Annotated in this window: 12 protein-coding genes; 9 read left to right on the top strand and 3 right to left on the bottom strand. The window is 58.3% G+C overall.

Annotation, left to right across the window (positions count from 1 at the left end; all coding sequences use genetic code 11):
• Positions 1–29: 29 nt before the first annotated feature.
• Together IQ241_RS05640 and IQ241_RS05635 are read right to left on the bottom strand one after the other, a co-directional pair.
• Positions 30–1,940: a WD40 repeat domain-containing serine/threonine-protein kinase gene (locus IQ241_RS05640; protein ID WP_193905443.1), complete on the bottom strand. Its 1,911-nt coding sequence runs from the start codon at positions 1,938–1,940 to the stop codon at positions 30–32.
• Between the two features lie 20 nt (positions 1,941–1,960).
• Positions 1,961–2,242 (bottom strand): Ycf34 family protein, encoded by a 282-nt coding sequence (locus IQ241_RS05635; protein ID WP_193905442.1) that lies wholly within the window; start codon positions 2,240–2,242, stop codon positions 1,961–1,963.
• A 147-nt stretch (positions 2,243–2,389) separates the two neighbouring features.
• On the opposite strand from IQ241_RS05635, the gene IQ241_RS05630 reads away from it, so the two are divergent.
• The 5 genes from IQ241_RS05630 (at position 2,390) to gorA (ending at position 7,874) form a co-directional block, all read left to right on the top strand.
• Positions 2,390–3,631: a CCA tRNA nucleotidyltransferase gene (locus tag IQ241_RS05630; protein WP_228021415.1), complete on the top strand. Its 1,242-nt coding sequence runs from the start codon at positions 2,390–2,392 to the stop codon at positions 3,629–3,631.
• A 66-nt stretch (positions 3,632–3,697) separates the two neighbouring features.
• Positions 3,698–4,696, top strand: a complete 999-nt coding sequence (locus tag IQ241_RS05625) for a cysteine synthase A (RefSeq protein ID WP_193905440.1) — start codon at positions 3,698–3,700, stop codon at positions 4,694–4,696.
• 15 nt (positions 4,697–4,711) lie between these two features.
• On the top strand, positions 4,712–5,485 hold the full coding sequence (locus IQ241_RS05620) for a ZIP family metal transporter (RefSeq protein ID WP_193905439.1): 774 nt from the start codon (positions 4,712–4,714) through the stop codon (positions 5,483–5,485).
• A gap of 149 nt (positions 5,486–5,634) precedes the next feature.
• Positions 5,635–6,387 carry a glutathione peroxidase gene (locus IQ241_RS05615; protein ID WP_193905438.1) on the top strand — a complete coding sequence of 251 codons (753 nt, stop codon included), beginning with the start codon at positions 5,635–5,637 and terminating at the stop codon, positions 6,385–6,387.
• Positions 6,388–6,524: 137 nt separating this feature from the next.
• Entirely contained in the window at positions 6,525–7,874 is a 1,350-nt protein-coding gene (gene gorA, locus IQ241_RS05610) for a glutathione-disulfide reductase (protein WP_193905437.1), read from the top strand.
• Between the two features lie 110 nt (positions 7,875–7,984).
• Here gorA and IQ241_RS05605 read toward each other — a convergent pair whose 3' ends face one another.
• Entirely contained in the window at positions 7,985–9,484 is a 1,500-nt protein-coding gene (locus IQ241_RS05605; protein ID WP_193905436.1) for an ATP-binding protein, read from the bottom strand.
• Between the two features lie 268 nt (positions 9,485–9,752).
• Here IQ241_RS05605 and IQ241_RS05600 point away from each other — a divergent pair, with 268 nt between their 5' ends.
• The 4 genes from IQ241_RS05600 to IQ241_RS05585 all read left to right on the top strand — a co-directional run bounded on the left by IQ241_RS05600 (position 9,753) and on the right by IQ241_RS05585 (position 15,818).
• The gene (locus IQ241_RS05600; RefSeq protein ID WP_193905435.1) at positions 9,753–11,255 is read left to right on the top strand and encodes a cryptochrome/photolyase family protein; all 1,503 of its coding nucleotides are present in this window, start codon (positions 9,753–9,755) and stop codon (positions 11,253–11,255) included.
• A gap of 173 nt (positions 11,256–11,428) precedes the next feature.
• Positions 11,429–11,962, top strand: a complete 534-nt coding sequence (locus tag IQ241_RS05595) for a Dps family protein (RefSeq protein ID WP_193905434.1) — start codon at positions 11,429–11,431, stop codon at positions 11,960–11,962.
• Between the two features lie 150 nt (positions 11,963–12,112).
• Positions 12,113–12,880 (top strand): ChaB family protein, encoded by a 768-nt coding sequence (locus tag IQ241_RS05590; RefSeq protein WP_193905433.1) that lies wholly within the window; start codon positions 12,113–12,115, stop codon positions 12,878–12,880.
• Positions 12,881–13,025: 145 nt separating this feature from the next.
• Positions 13,026–15,818 carry a cation-translocating P-type ATPase gene (locus tag IQ241_RS05585; protein ID WP_193905432.1) on the top strand — a complete coding sequence of 931 codons (2,793 nt, stop codon included), beginning with the start codon at positions 13,026–13,028 and terminating at the stop codon, positions 15,816–15,818.
• The last annotated feature ends 4 nt before the right edge of the window (positions 15,819–15,822 follow it).

The raw sequence follows: 15,822 nt of genomic DNA, 5'->3' as shown, positions 1-15,822 counted from the left end.
GACAGGGGGTTGGTGACTGTGAAATCGAGCTACCCAGACTCTTTTCTTTGCCAAACTGAAATTACCTCATCGGCGCTGCTGGTGACTAGCGTTTGGCCATCGGGGGTGAACGCGATCGCGACCAGTCCCCAGCCATGCTCAATTTTGGCCATACAGTCGCCGGTCTCAATCTGCCAAATTGTCAGCAGACTGTCTCCGCTGCCGACGGCCAGGTGAGGCTTACCTGGGCAGAGGGCCAGGGCCGTAATGCCGCTCGTAGCAGTATAGAGCGGGGTCTGGACTATCTGGCCATTGAGCGTCCAGCGCTTGACAATGCCCTCACTGCCGCCGCTAACCAGATAGTCCCCCTGAGGCCGCAGCGCTAGCGCCGTCACCTGAGCATCGTGGGCTTTGAAAGATTTAATTGGCTTGAGTTCAGGCAGCTGCCAGAGTCGGACGGTTCCGTCCCAGCTGGCGCTGGCGAGCTGGTGTTCGGTGCTGACCAGGGCAGTGACCCGTTCGCGATGGGGGGCTAGCGTTTGCCGAGGCGTTAGGGTGGCGATGTCCCAAAACGTAATCTGACCGGCCACTCCGGCGCTAATCAGGGTTTTACCATCGGCGGTTAGGCTCAGCGCAGTCGGCGTCCAACCCTGGGCGGGGAGCGTATTTAGCAGCTGATATTCGCCGACGTCCCACTCTTTCAGGGTGCCGTCTTCGCTGCTGCTGTAGAGCACTCTGCCATCGGGATGGAACTGGAGGGCGGTGACGCGATCGCGATGTCCCCCGCCCAGCAGCCGTCCGCGTCGGAAGGTATGCAGGCATTCACCCCGGTTGAGATCCCAAAGTCGAATGGCGGCATCTTGGCCGGCGGTGGCTAGGGTGCGGCTGTCGGGGCTGATCGCTAGGGCTTGGGTGAGGCCTGGGGGGGTGAGGCGGTGGTGGGGGTGCCAGGTTTGGCGTGATGGGGTGATGGGGTGATGGGGTAGGGTTTCCCTGCCTAGGTGGATGGGTGCCTGGATGGATGGGATGAGGCGCGATCGCACCTGGTTCAGCAGCGGCTTCAGGGAATAGCGATTCTGCTTTAGGGCTTGGTTAGCGGCGGCGGCGGTGGGGTAGCGCTGCTGGAGAGAGCGGGCCAGCAGGCCGTCGAGCACCTGGGCGAGGTGGGGGGTGACGGGCTGGGTTAGATAGGTTTGCCAGACCCAGCGGTCTTCGCTGACGGAGTAGAGGTCGAACGGGTGGAGTCCTGTGAGCAGGTGAATGCAGACGACGCCCAGGCTGTAGAGGTCGCTGGCGTAAACCGCCTGGCCCATGGTCTGTTCGGGGGCGGCATAGCCGGCGCTGCCGATGACGGTGCCCGTCTGGGGCGATTCCAGTCGCGAAAGCTGCTTGGCAGCCCCAAAGTCAACCAGTACGGGCGGGGCGGGCGCGGCCCAGATGATATTGGCCGGTTTGAGATCGCGATGGATAATCTGAAAGCTATGGACGTACTCCAGTACAGTCAGCAGTGACTTCAGCAGGTTCTGCAAGAGCGGTTCTGCCCAGGGGCCTTCTGCCGCCAGCCGCTGCTCTAGGTTGGGTCCCGCAATCCAGTCCTGAATTAAAAACTGGCCCAGCTCGGTTTCTACATAGTCCAAAAGGCGCGGGATTTGGGGATGTTCCCCTAGCCGCTGCAGTCGCTCAGCTTCCTGCTGAAAAGATTTGGACAGGTCTAAATCAGCTGAGGACAGCCGACCCCGGTTAAAAATCCGCTGTTTGATCACGCACCTGCCGGACGGGGTATCCCCGCTATCGCGACCAGCAGCCTCTGCTAGCAGCGTGCGGCCAAAACCGCCCTGGCCAATTAAACTGATTGCCCGGTAGCGTTCGGCTAAAATCAGCGGCGTTCCGCAGGTCTGACAGTAGTTGGCGTCTGCCGGATTCTGCGGCTGGGGGCAGGCCGGATTCAGGCAGTAGCTCATAGATTTAGAGGACGATAGGGCTAGGTGGGAATGGCCTCGCCGGGGCGAAGCTTCGCCCATTTGCCCTGCTCTTTCAAGAAGCTGTTGCAGCCAACGACGTCATATTCGAAGCCAAAGTCGCCATCCTGTACGATTCGGTCGCCCTCAACCCGCGCCTTGGGCGGCATGATGTTGGCGTTAACCGTCGGGTTATCGGGCTCAAAGCTGGGAGACATCGTCAGGTGGGGCTGCTGATGATTGGCCTCGACCGCGTGGTAGGTAATGCAGCGGTCAACGTAGTGGCAGTTTACGCAAATACACATGGCGACTCATCCTGAACGGCGCAGCCCCCAAGCGCCACTAGGAGCCACTAGGAGCCGATTATTTGCTCTTACTCTAGCGCAGGCATCGCGAACCCTTCTCACCTGCGATGGGAATGTTGCAAAATGAAAAACTGCGGTTTAAACCCTATGTCTGCTCTGTCTCCCCAAACCTGGCCGTTTTCGCTAGACCTATTGCCTCAAACAGCCCACCTGGTCGGCGGTAGCGTCCGCGATGCGCTGCTCAACCGGCAGAGTGCCTATCTGGATCTCGACTTTGTCCTGCCGGAGCGGGCGGTCGAAACGGCGCGGCAGATTGCCGATCGCTGTCAGGCTGGGTTTGTACTGCTCGACCCGCAGCGCCAGATTGCCCGGGTGGTGTTCGCCCAGGCGACGGCGGATTTTGCCCAGCAGCAGGGGGCGTCGCTGGAGGCAGATCTGCGGCGGCGGGACTTTACGGTAAACGCGATCGCGTACCATCCCCACAGCCAGCAGACCATCGATCCGCTAGGCGGCCTGAGCGACCTGAAGGCGGGCCAGATCCGCATGGTCGCGCCGCAGAATTTGGCAGACGACCCGCTGCGGCTGCTCCGGGCCTACCGCCAGTCGGCCCAGCTCGGCTTTCAGATTGAACCGGTAACCGAGGCTGCGATCAGTGAACTGGCTCCGCTGCTAGCTCAGGTCGCCGCCGAACGATTTCGCACCGAGCTGGATATTTTGCTCAGCCAGACCGATAGTTCCGAGCCGCTGCGGCAGGCGTGGCAGGCAGGGCTGCTGAAATTTTGGCTGCCCCAGGTCGGGGCGGAGCCGTTGGACCGGCTGCGGGCCGTTGACCAGGCTGTTGAGCTGCTGCGGCAGGCGATCCCGGGCTATGGCACCGTTCTATTTGGCTGGATTAAAACCCGGCCGGCGAGCGTTCATCGTAGCTGGGTGAAGGCGGCCCGGCTGAGTCAGTTGCTCCCTGCCGACCCCGAGGCGGCCGAGGTCCAGCTGACGCAGCTAAAATATAGCCGGGCTGAGCTACAGGCGATTCTGGCAATTCTGCGCAGCCAGCCCTACATTGACGCGCTGATCGAAGGGCCGCTTTCGCTGCGGCAGCAATATTTTTTATTCCAGCAGACGGGCGAGAGCTTTCCTGCGGTTACGCTGGTGGCGGCGGCGCAGGGAGCGGAATTGGGGCTAGTGCGATCGCTGATCCAGCGCTATCTCACCCCAGACGACCCGGTAGCCCACCCCATGCCCCTGGTGACAGGCCGAGACCTGATGCAGGCGCTCCAGCTCAAACCCAGTCGGCGCATCGGCCAGCTGCTAGACGCGATCGCGCTGGCCCAGGCCGAAGGGCAGATTACCTCCGCCGCTGCGGCGCTGGACTGGGCGCGGGCCCAAAAATAGCTGATGATTCCAGCAGGGGTTGCCTTTGCCCAGTAGGATAGGGATTGACCGTCATACTGGCCAGGCATGGATATCAAAACGGGTTTTGTCGGAACCGTCGGCAATACGCCCCTAATTCGGATTAACAGCTTCAGCGATGAGACCGGCTGTGAAATTTTAGGTAAGGCTGAATTCCTCAATCCGGGCGGTTCCGTCAAAGACCGGGCGGCGCTCTACATCATCGAAGAAGCAGAGAAAAAGGGCCAGCTACAGCCGGGTGGCACCGTCGTCGAGGGCACGGCGGGCAATACGGGGATTGGCCTCACCCACATCTGCAATGCCAAGGGCTATCGCTGCCTGATTGTCATCCCTGAGACCCAGTCCGCCGAAAAAATTGACCTGCTGCGGACCTTAGGAGCCGATGTGCGAACCGTGCCAGCGGTGCCCTATCGCGACCCGAATAACTATGTCAAAGTGTCGGGTCGTCTAGCCGAGGAACTCGACAACGCCATCTGGGCCAACCAGTTCGACAACCTCGCCAACCGCCTGGCCCATTACGAAACCACCGCACCGGAAATTTGGCACCAGACCGACGGTCAGATTCACGCCTGGACTGCCGCCACCGGAACTGGGGGCACCTATGCCGGAGCGTCCTTATTTTTCAAGGAAAAGAATCCCGACATCCGCTGTGTCGTGGCTGACCCTATGGGCAGCGGCCTCTATAGCTATGTCAAAACCGGCGAGATTCAGCCGGAGGGCAATTCCGTAACAGAGGGCATCGGCAATAGCCGAATCACCGCCAATATGGAAGGAGCGCCCATCGACGACGCACTGCAGGTGGACGACCCCGCAGCGCTGCGGGTGATCTACCAGCTGCTCTACCAGGACGGCCTATATATGGGCGGATCGGTGGGGATCAACGTGGGCGCGGCGGTGGCGCTAGCCAAGCAGATGGGGCCGGGCCATACCATTGTCACGATTCTCTGCGACAGCGGCTCGCGCTATCAGTCCAAGATTTTTAGCCGCGAATGGCTAGAATCAAAAGGGCTTTGGTCTGACCAACTGCTGCCCCCAAGTCGCGACTGAGAATTTTAAGCATTGATGGATACGGTTTGGATTGGCACCTTGGCGAGTCTGGGGGCGGGACTCTGCACGGGAGTAGGGGCCCTGCCGGTGCTGCTGCCCTTTACCCTCTCGGAAAGGACTCAGGGGCTTTTGCTCGGCGCTGGCGGCGGCGTGATGCTGGCGGCCACCTCCTTTTCGCTACTGATTCCGGGCATTGACGCGGCGGTTAAGCAGGGGGCCTCGCAACCGGTGTCGGCGCTGATTATGGTCGCTGGTCTGATGATGGGTGGGATGGCGCTGTTTGCTGCGAATGTTTTCTTTCCCCACGAGCATTTCTTTAAGGGCAAGGAAGGTAAGCTGCGGGAGAATTTTGAGCAGATCTGGCTGTTTGTGATCGCGATCGCGCTTCACAACTTCCCCGAGGGACTGGCTGTCGGTGTGGGCTTTGGCGGCGGCGATACGGCGGGCGGCCTGGCCCTGGCCGGAGGGATCGGTCTGCAAAATATTCCCGAGGGACTGGTCGTCGCGATCGCGCTGCGCAACCTGGGCTATTCGGCCCGCTATGCCCTGGGTATTTCTACCCTGACAGGTCTGATAGAGCCGGTGGGTGGCCTGTTTGGCGCGGGCGTCGTCAGCCTGGCCGAGCCGCTGCTGCCTTGGGGAATGGCCTTTGCCGCCGGGGCGATGCTCTACGTCATCGTAGATGAGATTATTCCCGAGATTGACCACAAGGGGCTGAATCAGCAGGGCACCCTGGGCGTACTGGCAGGCTTCGTGCTCATGATGTTTTTAGACATTACCTTCGGCTAGGCCCGGCTAACGTTCCTCCCAGCAGCAGATGCTTCAATGTTGAGAATTTGATAGTTTTCTAAAGAATTGCTACTTGTCAAAGCGTACTCATAACGAGTATGATTTGACAGTCCGCATCATTGCTTAGAGTTAATCACGGAGAAACGCTTATGTTAGAGAATCGCGAAGGCCAGAAGGTCCCCAACGTTGTTTTTAGAGCCCGCAAGGATGGCGAATGGGTTGATGTCTCAACCGATCAGCTGTTCAAAGGCAAAACGGTGATCGTGTTCTCCCTGCCGGGCGCATTTACGCCGACCTGCTCCTCAACCCATCTGCCGGGCTACAACGAATATGCCAAGGTGTTCAAAGCCAATGGCGTTGACGACATTCTCTGTGTATCGGTAAACGATACCTTTGTGATGAATGCCTGGGCCGAGAGTCAGGAAGCGGATAACATCACCTTGATTCCCGATGGAAACGGTGAATTTACCGACGGCATGGGCATGCTGGTTGATAAAAACGACCTGGGCTTCGGCAAGCGCTCCTGGCGCTATTCAATGCTGGTCAAAGACGGCACAATCGAGAAGATGTTTATTGAGCCAGAAAAGCCAGGCGACCCGTTTGAGGTCTCCGACGCCCAGACCATGCTGGAGTACATCAATGCAGAGGCCCGTCATCCTAAGCGGGTAACGCTGTTTACCAAGCCCGGCTGTCCCTACTGCGCTAAGGCCAAAGACATGCTCGAGTCCCATGATATGGACTACGAAGAGATCTCACTGAACGGCAATGGCGTTTCGACTCGGACGCTGTTGGCCGTCTCTGGGGCGAGCACCACGCCGCAGGTCTTTATCGACGGCATGCTGGTCGGCGGTTCAGATGATCTCGAAGCTTACTTCCAAAAGCAAACTGCTCAGGTCGGTTAGGTCATCGCTGTTCACGGCCATCGACTGAAGGCGGGTAGACTTATGGTGTCAGCGCTGCAAGCGGGTAAAACGGTCTACTCGCCTTTGCTCATTTTTAGCTCATTTGCCGATTGCTCCACGTCTGGAGCTGCTTCACTATGAATTACGATTTTGATCTCTTTGTCATTGGCGCCGGTTCAGGCGGCATTGCTACGGCCCGGCGCGCAGCTTCCCATGGCGCAAAAGTCGGGATTGCCGAGGATGACCGGCTAGGGGGCACCTGCGTCAATCGAGGCTGCGTGCCGAAAAAACTGATGGTCTATGCCTCGAAGTTTCCCGGCTATGTGGAAGAGTCGCAGGGGTACGGCTGGCAGTTTGGCGCCGGACAGTTTGACTGGTCAAAGATGATCAAAGCTGTCAACGATGAGGTGACAAGGCTCAACGGCATCTATCAGCGGATGCTCGACAATGCGGAAGTGACCCTATTTCGCGCCCATGCCCGGCTGCTCGACGCCCACAGGTTAGAAGTGGGCGACCAGAAAGTGACAGCGGATAAAATTTTGCTCGCGGTGGGCGGCAAGCCGGTCAAGCCGAACATCGAGGGCATTGAAAAGGCGATTACCTCCGACGATATTTTCCACCTGCCGACCCAGCCAAAGCGCATGGTAATTCTCGGCGGTGGCTACATCGGCTGCGAGTTTGCCAGCATTCTCAACGGATTGGGTACCGAGGTGACGCAGGTGATCCGGCGCGATCAGATTCTGCGTGGCTTTGACAAAGATATTCGAACTGAGATTCACGAAGCGATGGTGCGGCACGGCGTGCGGATTATTGACAATGCCGAACTGCTGGCGATGGAAGAAACCGAAGCGGGGCTCAAGGTCACAGTCGATCGCAACGGTCAGGAGACAATTGTGACGGATGTCGTTAGCCTAGCCGCCACCGGCCGCCAGCCCAAGCTCGACAATTTGGGGCTGGAAAATACCGCGGTAGAAACCAACAGCGGCGCGATCGCGGTAGACGAATACAACCACACCGCCGAGTCCAATATCTACGCCATCGGCGACTGCACCGACCGGATTAACCTCACCCCGGTCGCCATCAACGAAGGGCGGGTCCTGGCCGACACGGTCTTCGGCGGCCTGTCGCGCCAAATGAGCTACGACAATATTCCGACTGCCGTCTTCACCACGCCCGAGGCGGCAACGGTAGGACTGATTGAGTCCGAAGCGATGGCGCAGTACGGCGAGGACAACATTACCGTCTATCGCTCTCGCTTCCGCCCGATGTACTACACCCTGCCCAATAAGGACGAGCGAACGCTGATGAAGCTGATCGTCCACGCTGAGACGGATAAGGTGCTCGGCGCTCATATGGTCGGCGATGGCGCCGCAGAAATTATTCAGGGCGTCGCGATCGCGGTCAAAATGGGCGCTACTAAGGCCAACTTCGACGCCACGGTTGGCATCCACCCCAGCTCCGCCGAAGAATTCGTCACCATGCGCTAATGCCTGATTGACCGTTATTGCAGTTGTCAGCAGGCCCATGAGTTCTTCCCCGTCAAAACAAAAGTCGGCTTTGGCAGAGTAGGTGCTGTGTTCCCTCGGCGGGGCTCCAATTAGCGCTGACAGTGAATCGGCAAGATAATCCGAAATTCGCTGCCCTTGCCTAGCTCAGAGTGAAACGTCAGCTGGCCATTGTGCTGCTGGGTCACGATTTGATAGCTCGCTGCTAGCCCTATCCCCAGCCGTTCACCACCTGGCTTCTCGGTGCTCGGCTTCGCGGTATAGAACGGCTCAAAAATATGTCCCTGGCTTTCAGCCGAAATGCCCGAACCGTTATCGGCAATGCAGAGCTGCACCCGCTCTGAATCGAGCTGCTGAGTTGTAATCCAGATCGATGGCGGTGGCGTTTCACCGGTCTGCTGACCGTGCAGCTCGCCGGGGCCATTGGCCAGGGCCTCAGTCGCATTCAGCAATAGGTTCAGCACGGCCTGATTCAGCGGTCCGACAGCGCAGCAGATCCGCGGCAGGTGACCGTAGGAGCGAATCACTTGGATTTCAGGTCGGCTGAGATTTGACTTCAGCGATCGCTGCAGCAGCGTGAGGGAAGCTTCGACCAGCTTGCGCAGTCCCACGTATCGAAAGACCGTTTCGCTGGGTTGAGAAAAGGCTTGTAGGGCCTGGATGATGTAGTGAATCCGGCTGGCCCCCCGCTGCATTGACTGCAGCACCTTAAAGAAATCTTCTTTGAGAAAATCGAGTTCTGCCGCTGCCGCCGCCTGATCAGCCGCTGACCGGGCTGCAAAATCGGCCTGCGAGTACTTCTGCAATAGTGCCATTAGCTCATTTGCATAGTCCCTGGCGTAAGGTAAATTGCTGTAGATAAATCCGAGCGGATTGTTAATTTCCTGGGCAATGCCGGTCACGAGCTGGCCTAGGGCCGTCATCTTTTCGGTCTGAACCAGAGTTGTCTGAGTGTCCCGCAGCTGGATCAGCGTCTGCTCTAAGGCTTGGTTTTTAGCGGTGGCAATTTTTGCGATCGCTTCCTGCTGCCGCACCTGCTGTTTCAGCTGGGCCGTTTTTCGCCGCAGCTCTAGCTGGCCCACGACCTGTCGGCTCAGCCCCTGCAAGGCGCGGATTTGAGCCGGGGTAAGCTGACGGGGCTGATGATCTAAAACGCAGATGGTGCCCAGGGCATAGCCCTCTGGATTGACCAGCGGCGTACCGGCATAAAAGCGCATAAAGGGCGCTGTCGTAACTAGGGGATTCTGGATAAAACGACTATCTTTGAGTAAATCGGGAACTACCGTCGGCTCGTCAGGCTGCAAAATGGCATGGCTGCAAATGGCGTGTTCTCTGGGCGTTTCCATCATATCCATGCCGATCCTGGACTTAAACCACTGGCGCTGACTGTCGATTAAGCTGATCAGCGCAATCGGGGTTTGACAAATCTGGGCCGCAATCTGAGTCAGGTCGTCAAAATCCTGCTCGGGCAGGGAATCGAGGACATCGTACTCGATTAGCGCTTTCAGGCGCTCAGTCTCATTGTCAGGAATGGGAAAGCAGTTTGGCTCAGCCATGGGCAGCGCAATACAGGCGGGTAGACAGTCAGACATTGATATAAATGTAACTAATGAGAACTAGAACGGCATAGATACTAGTTTGATAAGCCTGACAGATATAGTGCGGCGGCTGGGAAATGTAGCGAGATTGGCTTATTCAGGATTCCCCCCGATCTGGATTTAGCGCCACCAAACAGCTACAGCTTTAGAAATGCGGCAAAACAGGGAAAAGCTGCCCGCAGCAGCCTATGCGTGATGAAAATCGATCTTCTCGGCTCAGGCGAATAGTGATGACAGTATTTATTATAGCTATCGTAAAAAAATGACTACTGGCATTTGGGTACTGGGCGATCAGCTTTGGACAGGGCAGGCCGCGCTAGAGAGCTGCGCTAACCGCAAGTCAAAAATGCCCGTCATCCTGATCGAGTCGCTGGAACAGGTCCGGCGACGACCCTATCACCAGCAGAAGCTGATTTTAGTCTGGTCGGCGATGCGACATTTTGCCGCCGAGCTGCGGGCCGAAGGCTGGCCGGTAACCTATGAAATGGCTGAAGACTTCGCCACTCCGCTGACCAACTGGATTGAACAGCAGGGCATTCAAGAGCTGCGGGTGATGGCCCCGACCGACCGGCCCTTTGCGGAGTTTCTGGCCGAGCTATCGCTGCCCTGTAAGCTGACGCTGCGGCCCAATAACCAGTACCTCTGGTCGCGGGAAGCCTTCGCAGGCTGGGCCAAGTCGCGTAAAAGTCTGCTGATGGAGACCTTTTATCGCGAGGGTCGAAGGCGCTTTCAGGTGTTGATGGAGGGCGAGCAGCCGGTTGGTGGCCAGTGGAACTTTGACAAACAGAACCGGCGGCCGCCCAAGGGCAAGATTGAGCCGCCAGAGCCGCTGTGGTTTGAGCCCGACTCGGTGACGCGGGACGTTACTGATTGGGTAAACGGGCTGGATTTGAAAACATTTGGCGAGGCGGAACCGTTTCGGTGGGGGGTGACGCGATCGCAGGCCCTAGAGGTACTCGAACACTTTATCCAGGTCCGACTCAGGACCTTTGGCCCCTACCAGGATGCCATGGTTACCGGGGCCGAAACCCTTTGGCACGCGTTGCTGTCGCCCTATCTCAATTTGGGGTTGCTGCATCCGCTGGAGGTGATTGAAGCGGTGGAACAGGCCTATCACGAGGATGATCTACCCATCAACAGCGTTGAGGGCTTTATCCGTCAGGTGCTGGGCTGGCGGGAATACATGCATGGCATCTATCACCACGTCAAAGCTGACTACCCAGAGCGCAACTTTTTTGAGCACACCCAGCCGCTGCCTGACTTTTTCTGGACGGCGGACACGCCGATGAACTGTCTGCACCAAACCCTGGATACGGTCAGGCGAACCGGCTATGCCCACCACATTCAGCGGCTGATGGTGCTGAGTAATTTTGCCCTGATTGCGGGTCTCTCTCCCCAGGCGGTCGAGGACTGGTTCCACGCGGCCTTCATCGATGCCTACGACTGGGTAATGCAGACCAACGTCATCGGCATGGGTCTATTCGCCGACGGCGGCGTCTTAGCCACTAAACCCTACGCTTCCTCGGCAAACTACATCAACCGCATGAGCGACTATTGCCAAGGCTGCCAGTATAACCGCAAGGCCCGCACCGGAGATGACGCCTGCCCCTTCAACTTTTTCTACTGGGATTTTCTCGCCCGCCACCGCGACAAGCTCGGCTCCCAGGGCCGCATGAATTTCATCCTGGCCAACCTCGACCGCCTGTCAGAGGAAGAGCTCAATGAAATTCATCAAAGGGCGGTGGACTGGCACCAGCCCCAGTAAGCTCCTTACCGGGGAGGCAGGATGGGCTGGGCGGAAGAGTGCATGGGGTTAAAATGGCGGGTACAACGCACTGCTGGACAATATCAGGGACAAATCTCCCTATTGAAGGATGCTGCAATCGAGCAAATTTGATGCAATGGAGTCAGTATTAAGTTTTATTAGGAGACTATTGCATGAGACCGATCAATATTGGTTTAAGCGACGAGCAGCGCACGGGTGTTATCGACCTGCTGAACGGTGACCTAGCCGACTCGTACCTGCTGATCATCAAAACGAAGAAATATCACTGGGACGTGATTGGGCCTCAGTTCCGCACCCTGCATGAGCTATGGCAGGAGCAGTACGAAGCGATCGCGCTAAACATCGACGCGATCGCCGAGCGCGTTCGGGCCCTAGGCGGCTATCCGGTTGGTACCGCTGAAGGTTTCTTGAAGCACGCCACCATCAGCGAGCACAGCGGTGATCTGCCCGACGCCGACGAGATGGTAACCCGACTGGTTTCCGATCATGAGCAGATTATTCGCAACCTGCGGGATCATATCGATCAGTGCTCTGACAAGTTCCATGACGAAGGGACTTCTGATTTTCTTACCGGCCTAATGGAGCAGCATGAAGAAATGGCCTGGATGCTGCGTTCCTTCCTCGAAGGCCAGCGGCTGGAGCCCAGCGGCGAACGGCCTGCGATCAAGGTACCTGCAAAGGTATAGGGCTAGGGCTCACCGCCACGTGATGATATCGACCTTTTAGGGCGCTGCTAACTGCGCCTGATTCCGTCGTCCAGACCTCTGCCAGATTCTTGCCAGATTCTTGATGGAGTTCTGGGCGATTTTTACTGATTACGACCCCAACAATACCCAATGGCTACTGAATATAAAGCAGAACGCACCCTCACCGGCGTCTTTAAAGAGCAGTCTCAGGTTGACTCCGTCGTCCGCCGCCTGCTGGACCGGGGCGTCCCCCGAGACCATATCTCCGTCATGGGACGCAATTTTCAAAGCGAATCTCGAATTTCCGGTTTTCTGACCAAGAAAGACGTCATTTTAGGCGGACTCAAAAACGGCGCCATCTTCGGCTCCCTGTTTGGCTCTTTGCTGAGCCTGCTGACCGGCGTAGGCGTTCTATTCATTCCCTTTGTCGGTCCGATTGTGGCAGCTGGGCCAATTGGCACAATTTTGCTGGGCGCAACCAGCGGCGCTTTAGCCGGTAGCGCTGGGGCCGGACTGGTTTCAGTGCTCGCCGCAATTGGCCTGCCCGAAGAAAAGGCTGCGATCTACCAAACTCGCCTCCAGGCTGGCGAATTCGTCGTGATGGCAGAAGTGCCAGCGGATAAAACGGGTGAACTTCAGCTGCTGCTCGAAAGCGCTGGCGGCGAAGAAATGCACCTGACCGAAACGGCGCTGCCCCGTCCCTGCGAGGGCCGCTGCGGTGGCGTCGAAGAGCTGTCGCCGGAAATCCGGAGTCACCTCTCTGAGTCGGCTCAGAAGGATTTTGTCAAACGCTACAACGCGGTTTACGACGATTCCCAGGATGCCATGCAGGCTGAACATGAGGCCTGGGAGACGATTCGAGAACAGTACGACGAAGATGAAAACGGCGTCTGGTCGAAGTCAAAAGCATCTGTCTAAGCCCCGATAGAAGCATTTTGCTTGCTCATATCTTCAAAACTGCCGCTGGCCGCAAAGCCCAGTGGCAGTTTTGACATTTCAGGCGTTCGATACAGCTCGGTCAGTCATCGATATACTTAAGCCTTTAAGCATCCCAGCCAGCCCTATGGACGATCAGCAATGGCATACCGTTGAAGCAGCCGCAGCCCTGGCGAATTTAGAGAGCGATCGCGATTGCGGCCTATCTTCTACAGCGGTTGAGCAGCGCCAGGCCGAATATGGGCCGAATGCCATCCAGGAAACCGGCGGTCGCAGCCGACTGCGGATATTGCTCGACCAGTTTACCAACGTCATGCTGCTGATGCTGATTGGGGTAGCAGTGATATCGGGTGTGCTGTCGCTGCGGGCGGGAGAGACGCCGAAGGACGCGATCGCGATTTTTGCTATCGTGCTGCTCAATGCCGTCCTAGGCTACCTGCAAGAAAACCGGGCGGAGCAGGCACTGTCGGCCCTAAAGCAGCTTTCTGCGCCGGCGGTGCGCACCCTGCGGCAGGGCGAAATCCGGGAAGTCCCTGCCGCAGCGCTCGTCCCCGGCGACATCATTTTGCTGGAAGCGGGCGATCAGGTCGCGGCTGACGGACGATTGCTAGAAGCGGCAAATCTCCAGGCCCGTGAGTCGGCGCTGACGGGCGAAGCTCAGGCCGTGACTAAGAAAGCAGAAATTGTATTAGAGGCAGATGCAGCCCTGGGCGATCGCAAAAATCTAGTCTTTCAAGGCACCGAGATTGTCCAGGGCCGGGCCCAAGTGCTGGTGACGCGAACCGGTATGAAGACCGAGCTGGGTCGGATTGCCGACATGCTGCAAGGGGTCGAGGCCGAGGATACGCCCCTCCAGCGGCGGATGGGTCAGCTCAGCAATGCGCTGGTATTGGGTTCCCTGATTTTGGTGGCAATCGTCGTCATCGGCGGCGTTGTGGCCATGGGCTGGCAGGCCTTCGAGGAGCTGCTGACGGTTTCTCTAAGTATGGCCGTAGCGGTCGTGCCCGAGGGGCTGCCTGCGGTGATCACGGTAACGCTGGCGATTGGTACCCAGCGGATGGTGCGGCGGCAGGCCCTGATCCGACGCCTGCCCGCCGTTGAAACCCTGGGCTCGGTGACGACCATCTGCTCCGACAAAACCGGGACGCTAACGCAGAACAAAATGGTCGTGCAGTCCGTCCATACACCCAGCGGCGGCTGGCAGGTTAGCGGCGAAGGCTACGCGCCAGAGGGCAATTTTCTGCAAGCAGAAGAGTCCATTCAGCCGCTGGAGCAGCCCGTACTGGCCCTGCTGCTGCTCGACTGCGTCCTCTGCAATGACGCGGTGCTGCAAAAGCAGGACGGCGAATGGGCGATTATGGGCGACCCCACCGAGGGCTCGCTGGTGGTGCTAGCGGGCAAGGCCGGTCTGGAGCAGCAGCCCCTGACCTACCAGTTCAAGCGCCGGGCCGAATTTCCCTTTTCTTCGGAGCGCAAGCGGATGAGCGTCGCAGTCGAGGCGGCTGAGGATAGTCGGTTTCAATTCGACTCGCCCTATCTGCTGCTGGCTAAGGGATCGCCTGAAATCCTACTGGACTATTGCAATGCGGTAGCGGTGGAGTCGTTGGGCGAAACTGAGGCGATGGAGCGGGGGTGGCGCGACCTCGTTCTCCAAACCAATGAGCGGCTGGCCGGGCAGGGAATGCGGGTGCTGGGATTCGCCGCTCGCCCGCTGACGGAAATTCCCGACGCAGACGACCCCGATGCAGCGGAGCGCGACCTGGTCTGGTTAGGCATGGTCGGCCTGATCGACGCCCCGCGACCCGAAGTGCGAGAAGCGGTGAAGCGCTGTCGGCAGGCAGGGATTCGACCGGTGATGATTACCGGAGACCATCCACTCACGGCCCGGGCCTTAGCGATCGACCTGGGAATTTCTGAAACGGGGGCCGAAGCCCTGCGGGGACAGCAGCTAGAGCAGATGAGCCAACCGGAGCTGGAAGAAGCGGTGCAGCGGGTCAGCGTCTATGCCCGGGTCGCGCCGGAGCACAAGCTGCGAATCGTGCAGGCGTTGCAGAAACAGCATCAGGTGGTCGCGATGACCGGCGACGGCGTGAACGATGCCCCCGCCCTCAAGCAGGCCGATATCGGCATCGCCATGGGGATTACCGGTACCGATGTGAGTAAAGAAGCCAGCGACATGGTGCTGCTCGATGACAACTTTGCCTCGATTGTGGCGGCGACCGAAGAGGGGCGAGTGGTCTACAGCAACATTCGCCGCTTTATTAAATACATTCTGGGCTCGAATATTGGCGAAGTCCTGACGATCGCCCTCTCACCGCTGCTGCTGCCGGTTGTGGCCGTGCCACTAACGCCGTTGCAGATTCTTTGGATGAACCTGGTCACCGATGGCTTCCCGGCTCTAGCCCTGGCCGTCGAGCCGCCCGAACCCAACGTCATGAACCGACCGCCCTACGATCCGCAGGAGAGCATCTTCGCCCGCGGCCTGGGCTTTTACATGGTGCGCATCGGCATTATTTTTGGCATCATCGCGATCATGCTCATGCTCTGGGCCTACGACTACGCCCAGACGACTCCCGGCGACCCCGACCGCTGGAAGACAATGGTCTTCACGATGCTCTGTCTGTCGCAGATGGGCCACGCGATCGCGGTGCGCTCAGACCGACGGCTGGCGGTAGAAATGTCGCCCTTTTCCAATCCGTTCATTCTGCTGGCGGTGGGCGTAACGACGCTGCTCCAGCTAGCGCTGGTCTATGTGCCACCACTGCGCAACTTCTTCGGCACCCATGCGCTAACCCTGACCGAGCTAGCGGTCTGCTTTGGCTTTAGTACGCTGATTTTTGTCTGGGTAGAGCTAGAGAAGCTGTTTATTCGGGCCTGGATGAGGTCGCATCGGCCTGTTGAAAAACGCACTGTTCAATAATCTG

Origin of the sequence: Vasconcelosia minhoensis LEGE 07310 (assembly GCF_015207255.1) — a bacterium.
In the GTDB taxonomy this organism is placed as follows: Bacteria; Cyanobacteriota; Cyanobacteriia; order Phormidesmidales; family Phormidesmidaceae; genus Vasconcelosia; species Vasconcelosia minhoensis.
The sequence above is the reverse complement of the archived record's forward strand: the minus strand, read 5'-3'. Positions and strand labels throughout refer to the sequence as shown.

Coding starts and splice junctions, on each gene's coding strand:
- IQ241_RS05615 (WP_193905438.1), top strand. CDS start 5,635: ATGTTAGAGAATCGCGAAGGCCAGAAGGTCCCCAACGTTGTTTTTAGA.
- IQ241_RS05605 (WP_193905436.1), bottom strand. CDS start 9,484: ATGTCTGACTGTCTACCCGCCTGTATTGCGCTGCCCATGGCTGAGCCA.
- IQ241_RS05590 (WP_193905433.1), top strand. CDS start 12,113: ATGGCTACTGAATATAAAGCAGAACGCACCCTCACCGGCGTCTTTAAA.
- IQ241_RS05635 (WP_193905442.1), bottom strand. CDS start 2,242: ATGTGTATTTGCGTAAACTGCCACTACGTTGACCGCTGCATTACCTAC.
- IQ241_RS05625 (WP_193905440.1), top strand. CDS start 3,698: ATGGATATCAAAACGGGTTTTGTCGGAACCGTCGGCAATACGCCCCTA.
- IQ241_RS05600 (WP_193905435.1), top strand. CDS start 9,753: ATGACTACTGGCATTTGGGTACTGGGCGATCAGCTTTGGACAGGGCAG.
- gorA (WP_193905437.1), top strand. CDS start 6,525: ATGAATTACGATTTTGATCTCTTTGTCATTGGCGCCGGTTCAGGCGGC.
- IQ241_RS05620 (WP_193905439.1), top strand. CDS start 4,712: ATGGATACGGTTTGGATTGGCACCTTGGCGAGTCTGGGGGCGGGACTC.
- IQ241_RS05585 (WP_193905432.1), top strand. CDS start 13,026: ATGGACGATCAGCAATGGCATACCGTTGAAGCAGCCGCAGCCCTGGCG.
- IQ241_RS05630 (WP_228021415.1), top strand. CDS start 2,390: ATGTCTGCTCTGTCTCCCCAAACCTGGCCGTTTTCGCTAGACCTATTG.
- IQ241_RS05595 (WP_193905434.1), top strand. CDS start 11,429: ATGAGACCGATCAATATTGGTTTAAGCGACGAGCAGCGCACGGGTGTT.
- IQ241_RS05640 (WP_193905443.1), bottom strand. CDS start 1,940: ATGAGCTACTGCCTGAATCCGGCCTGCCCCCAGCCGCAGAATCCGGCA.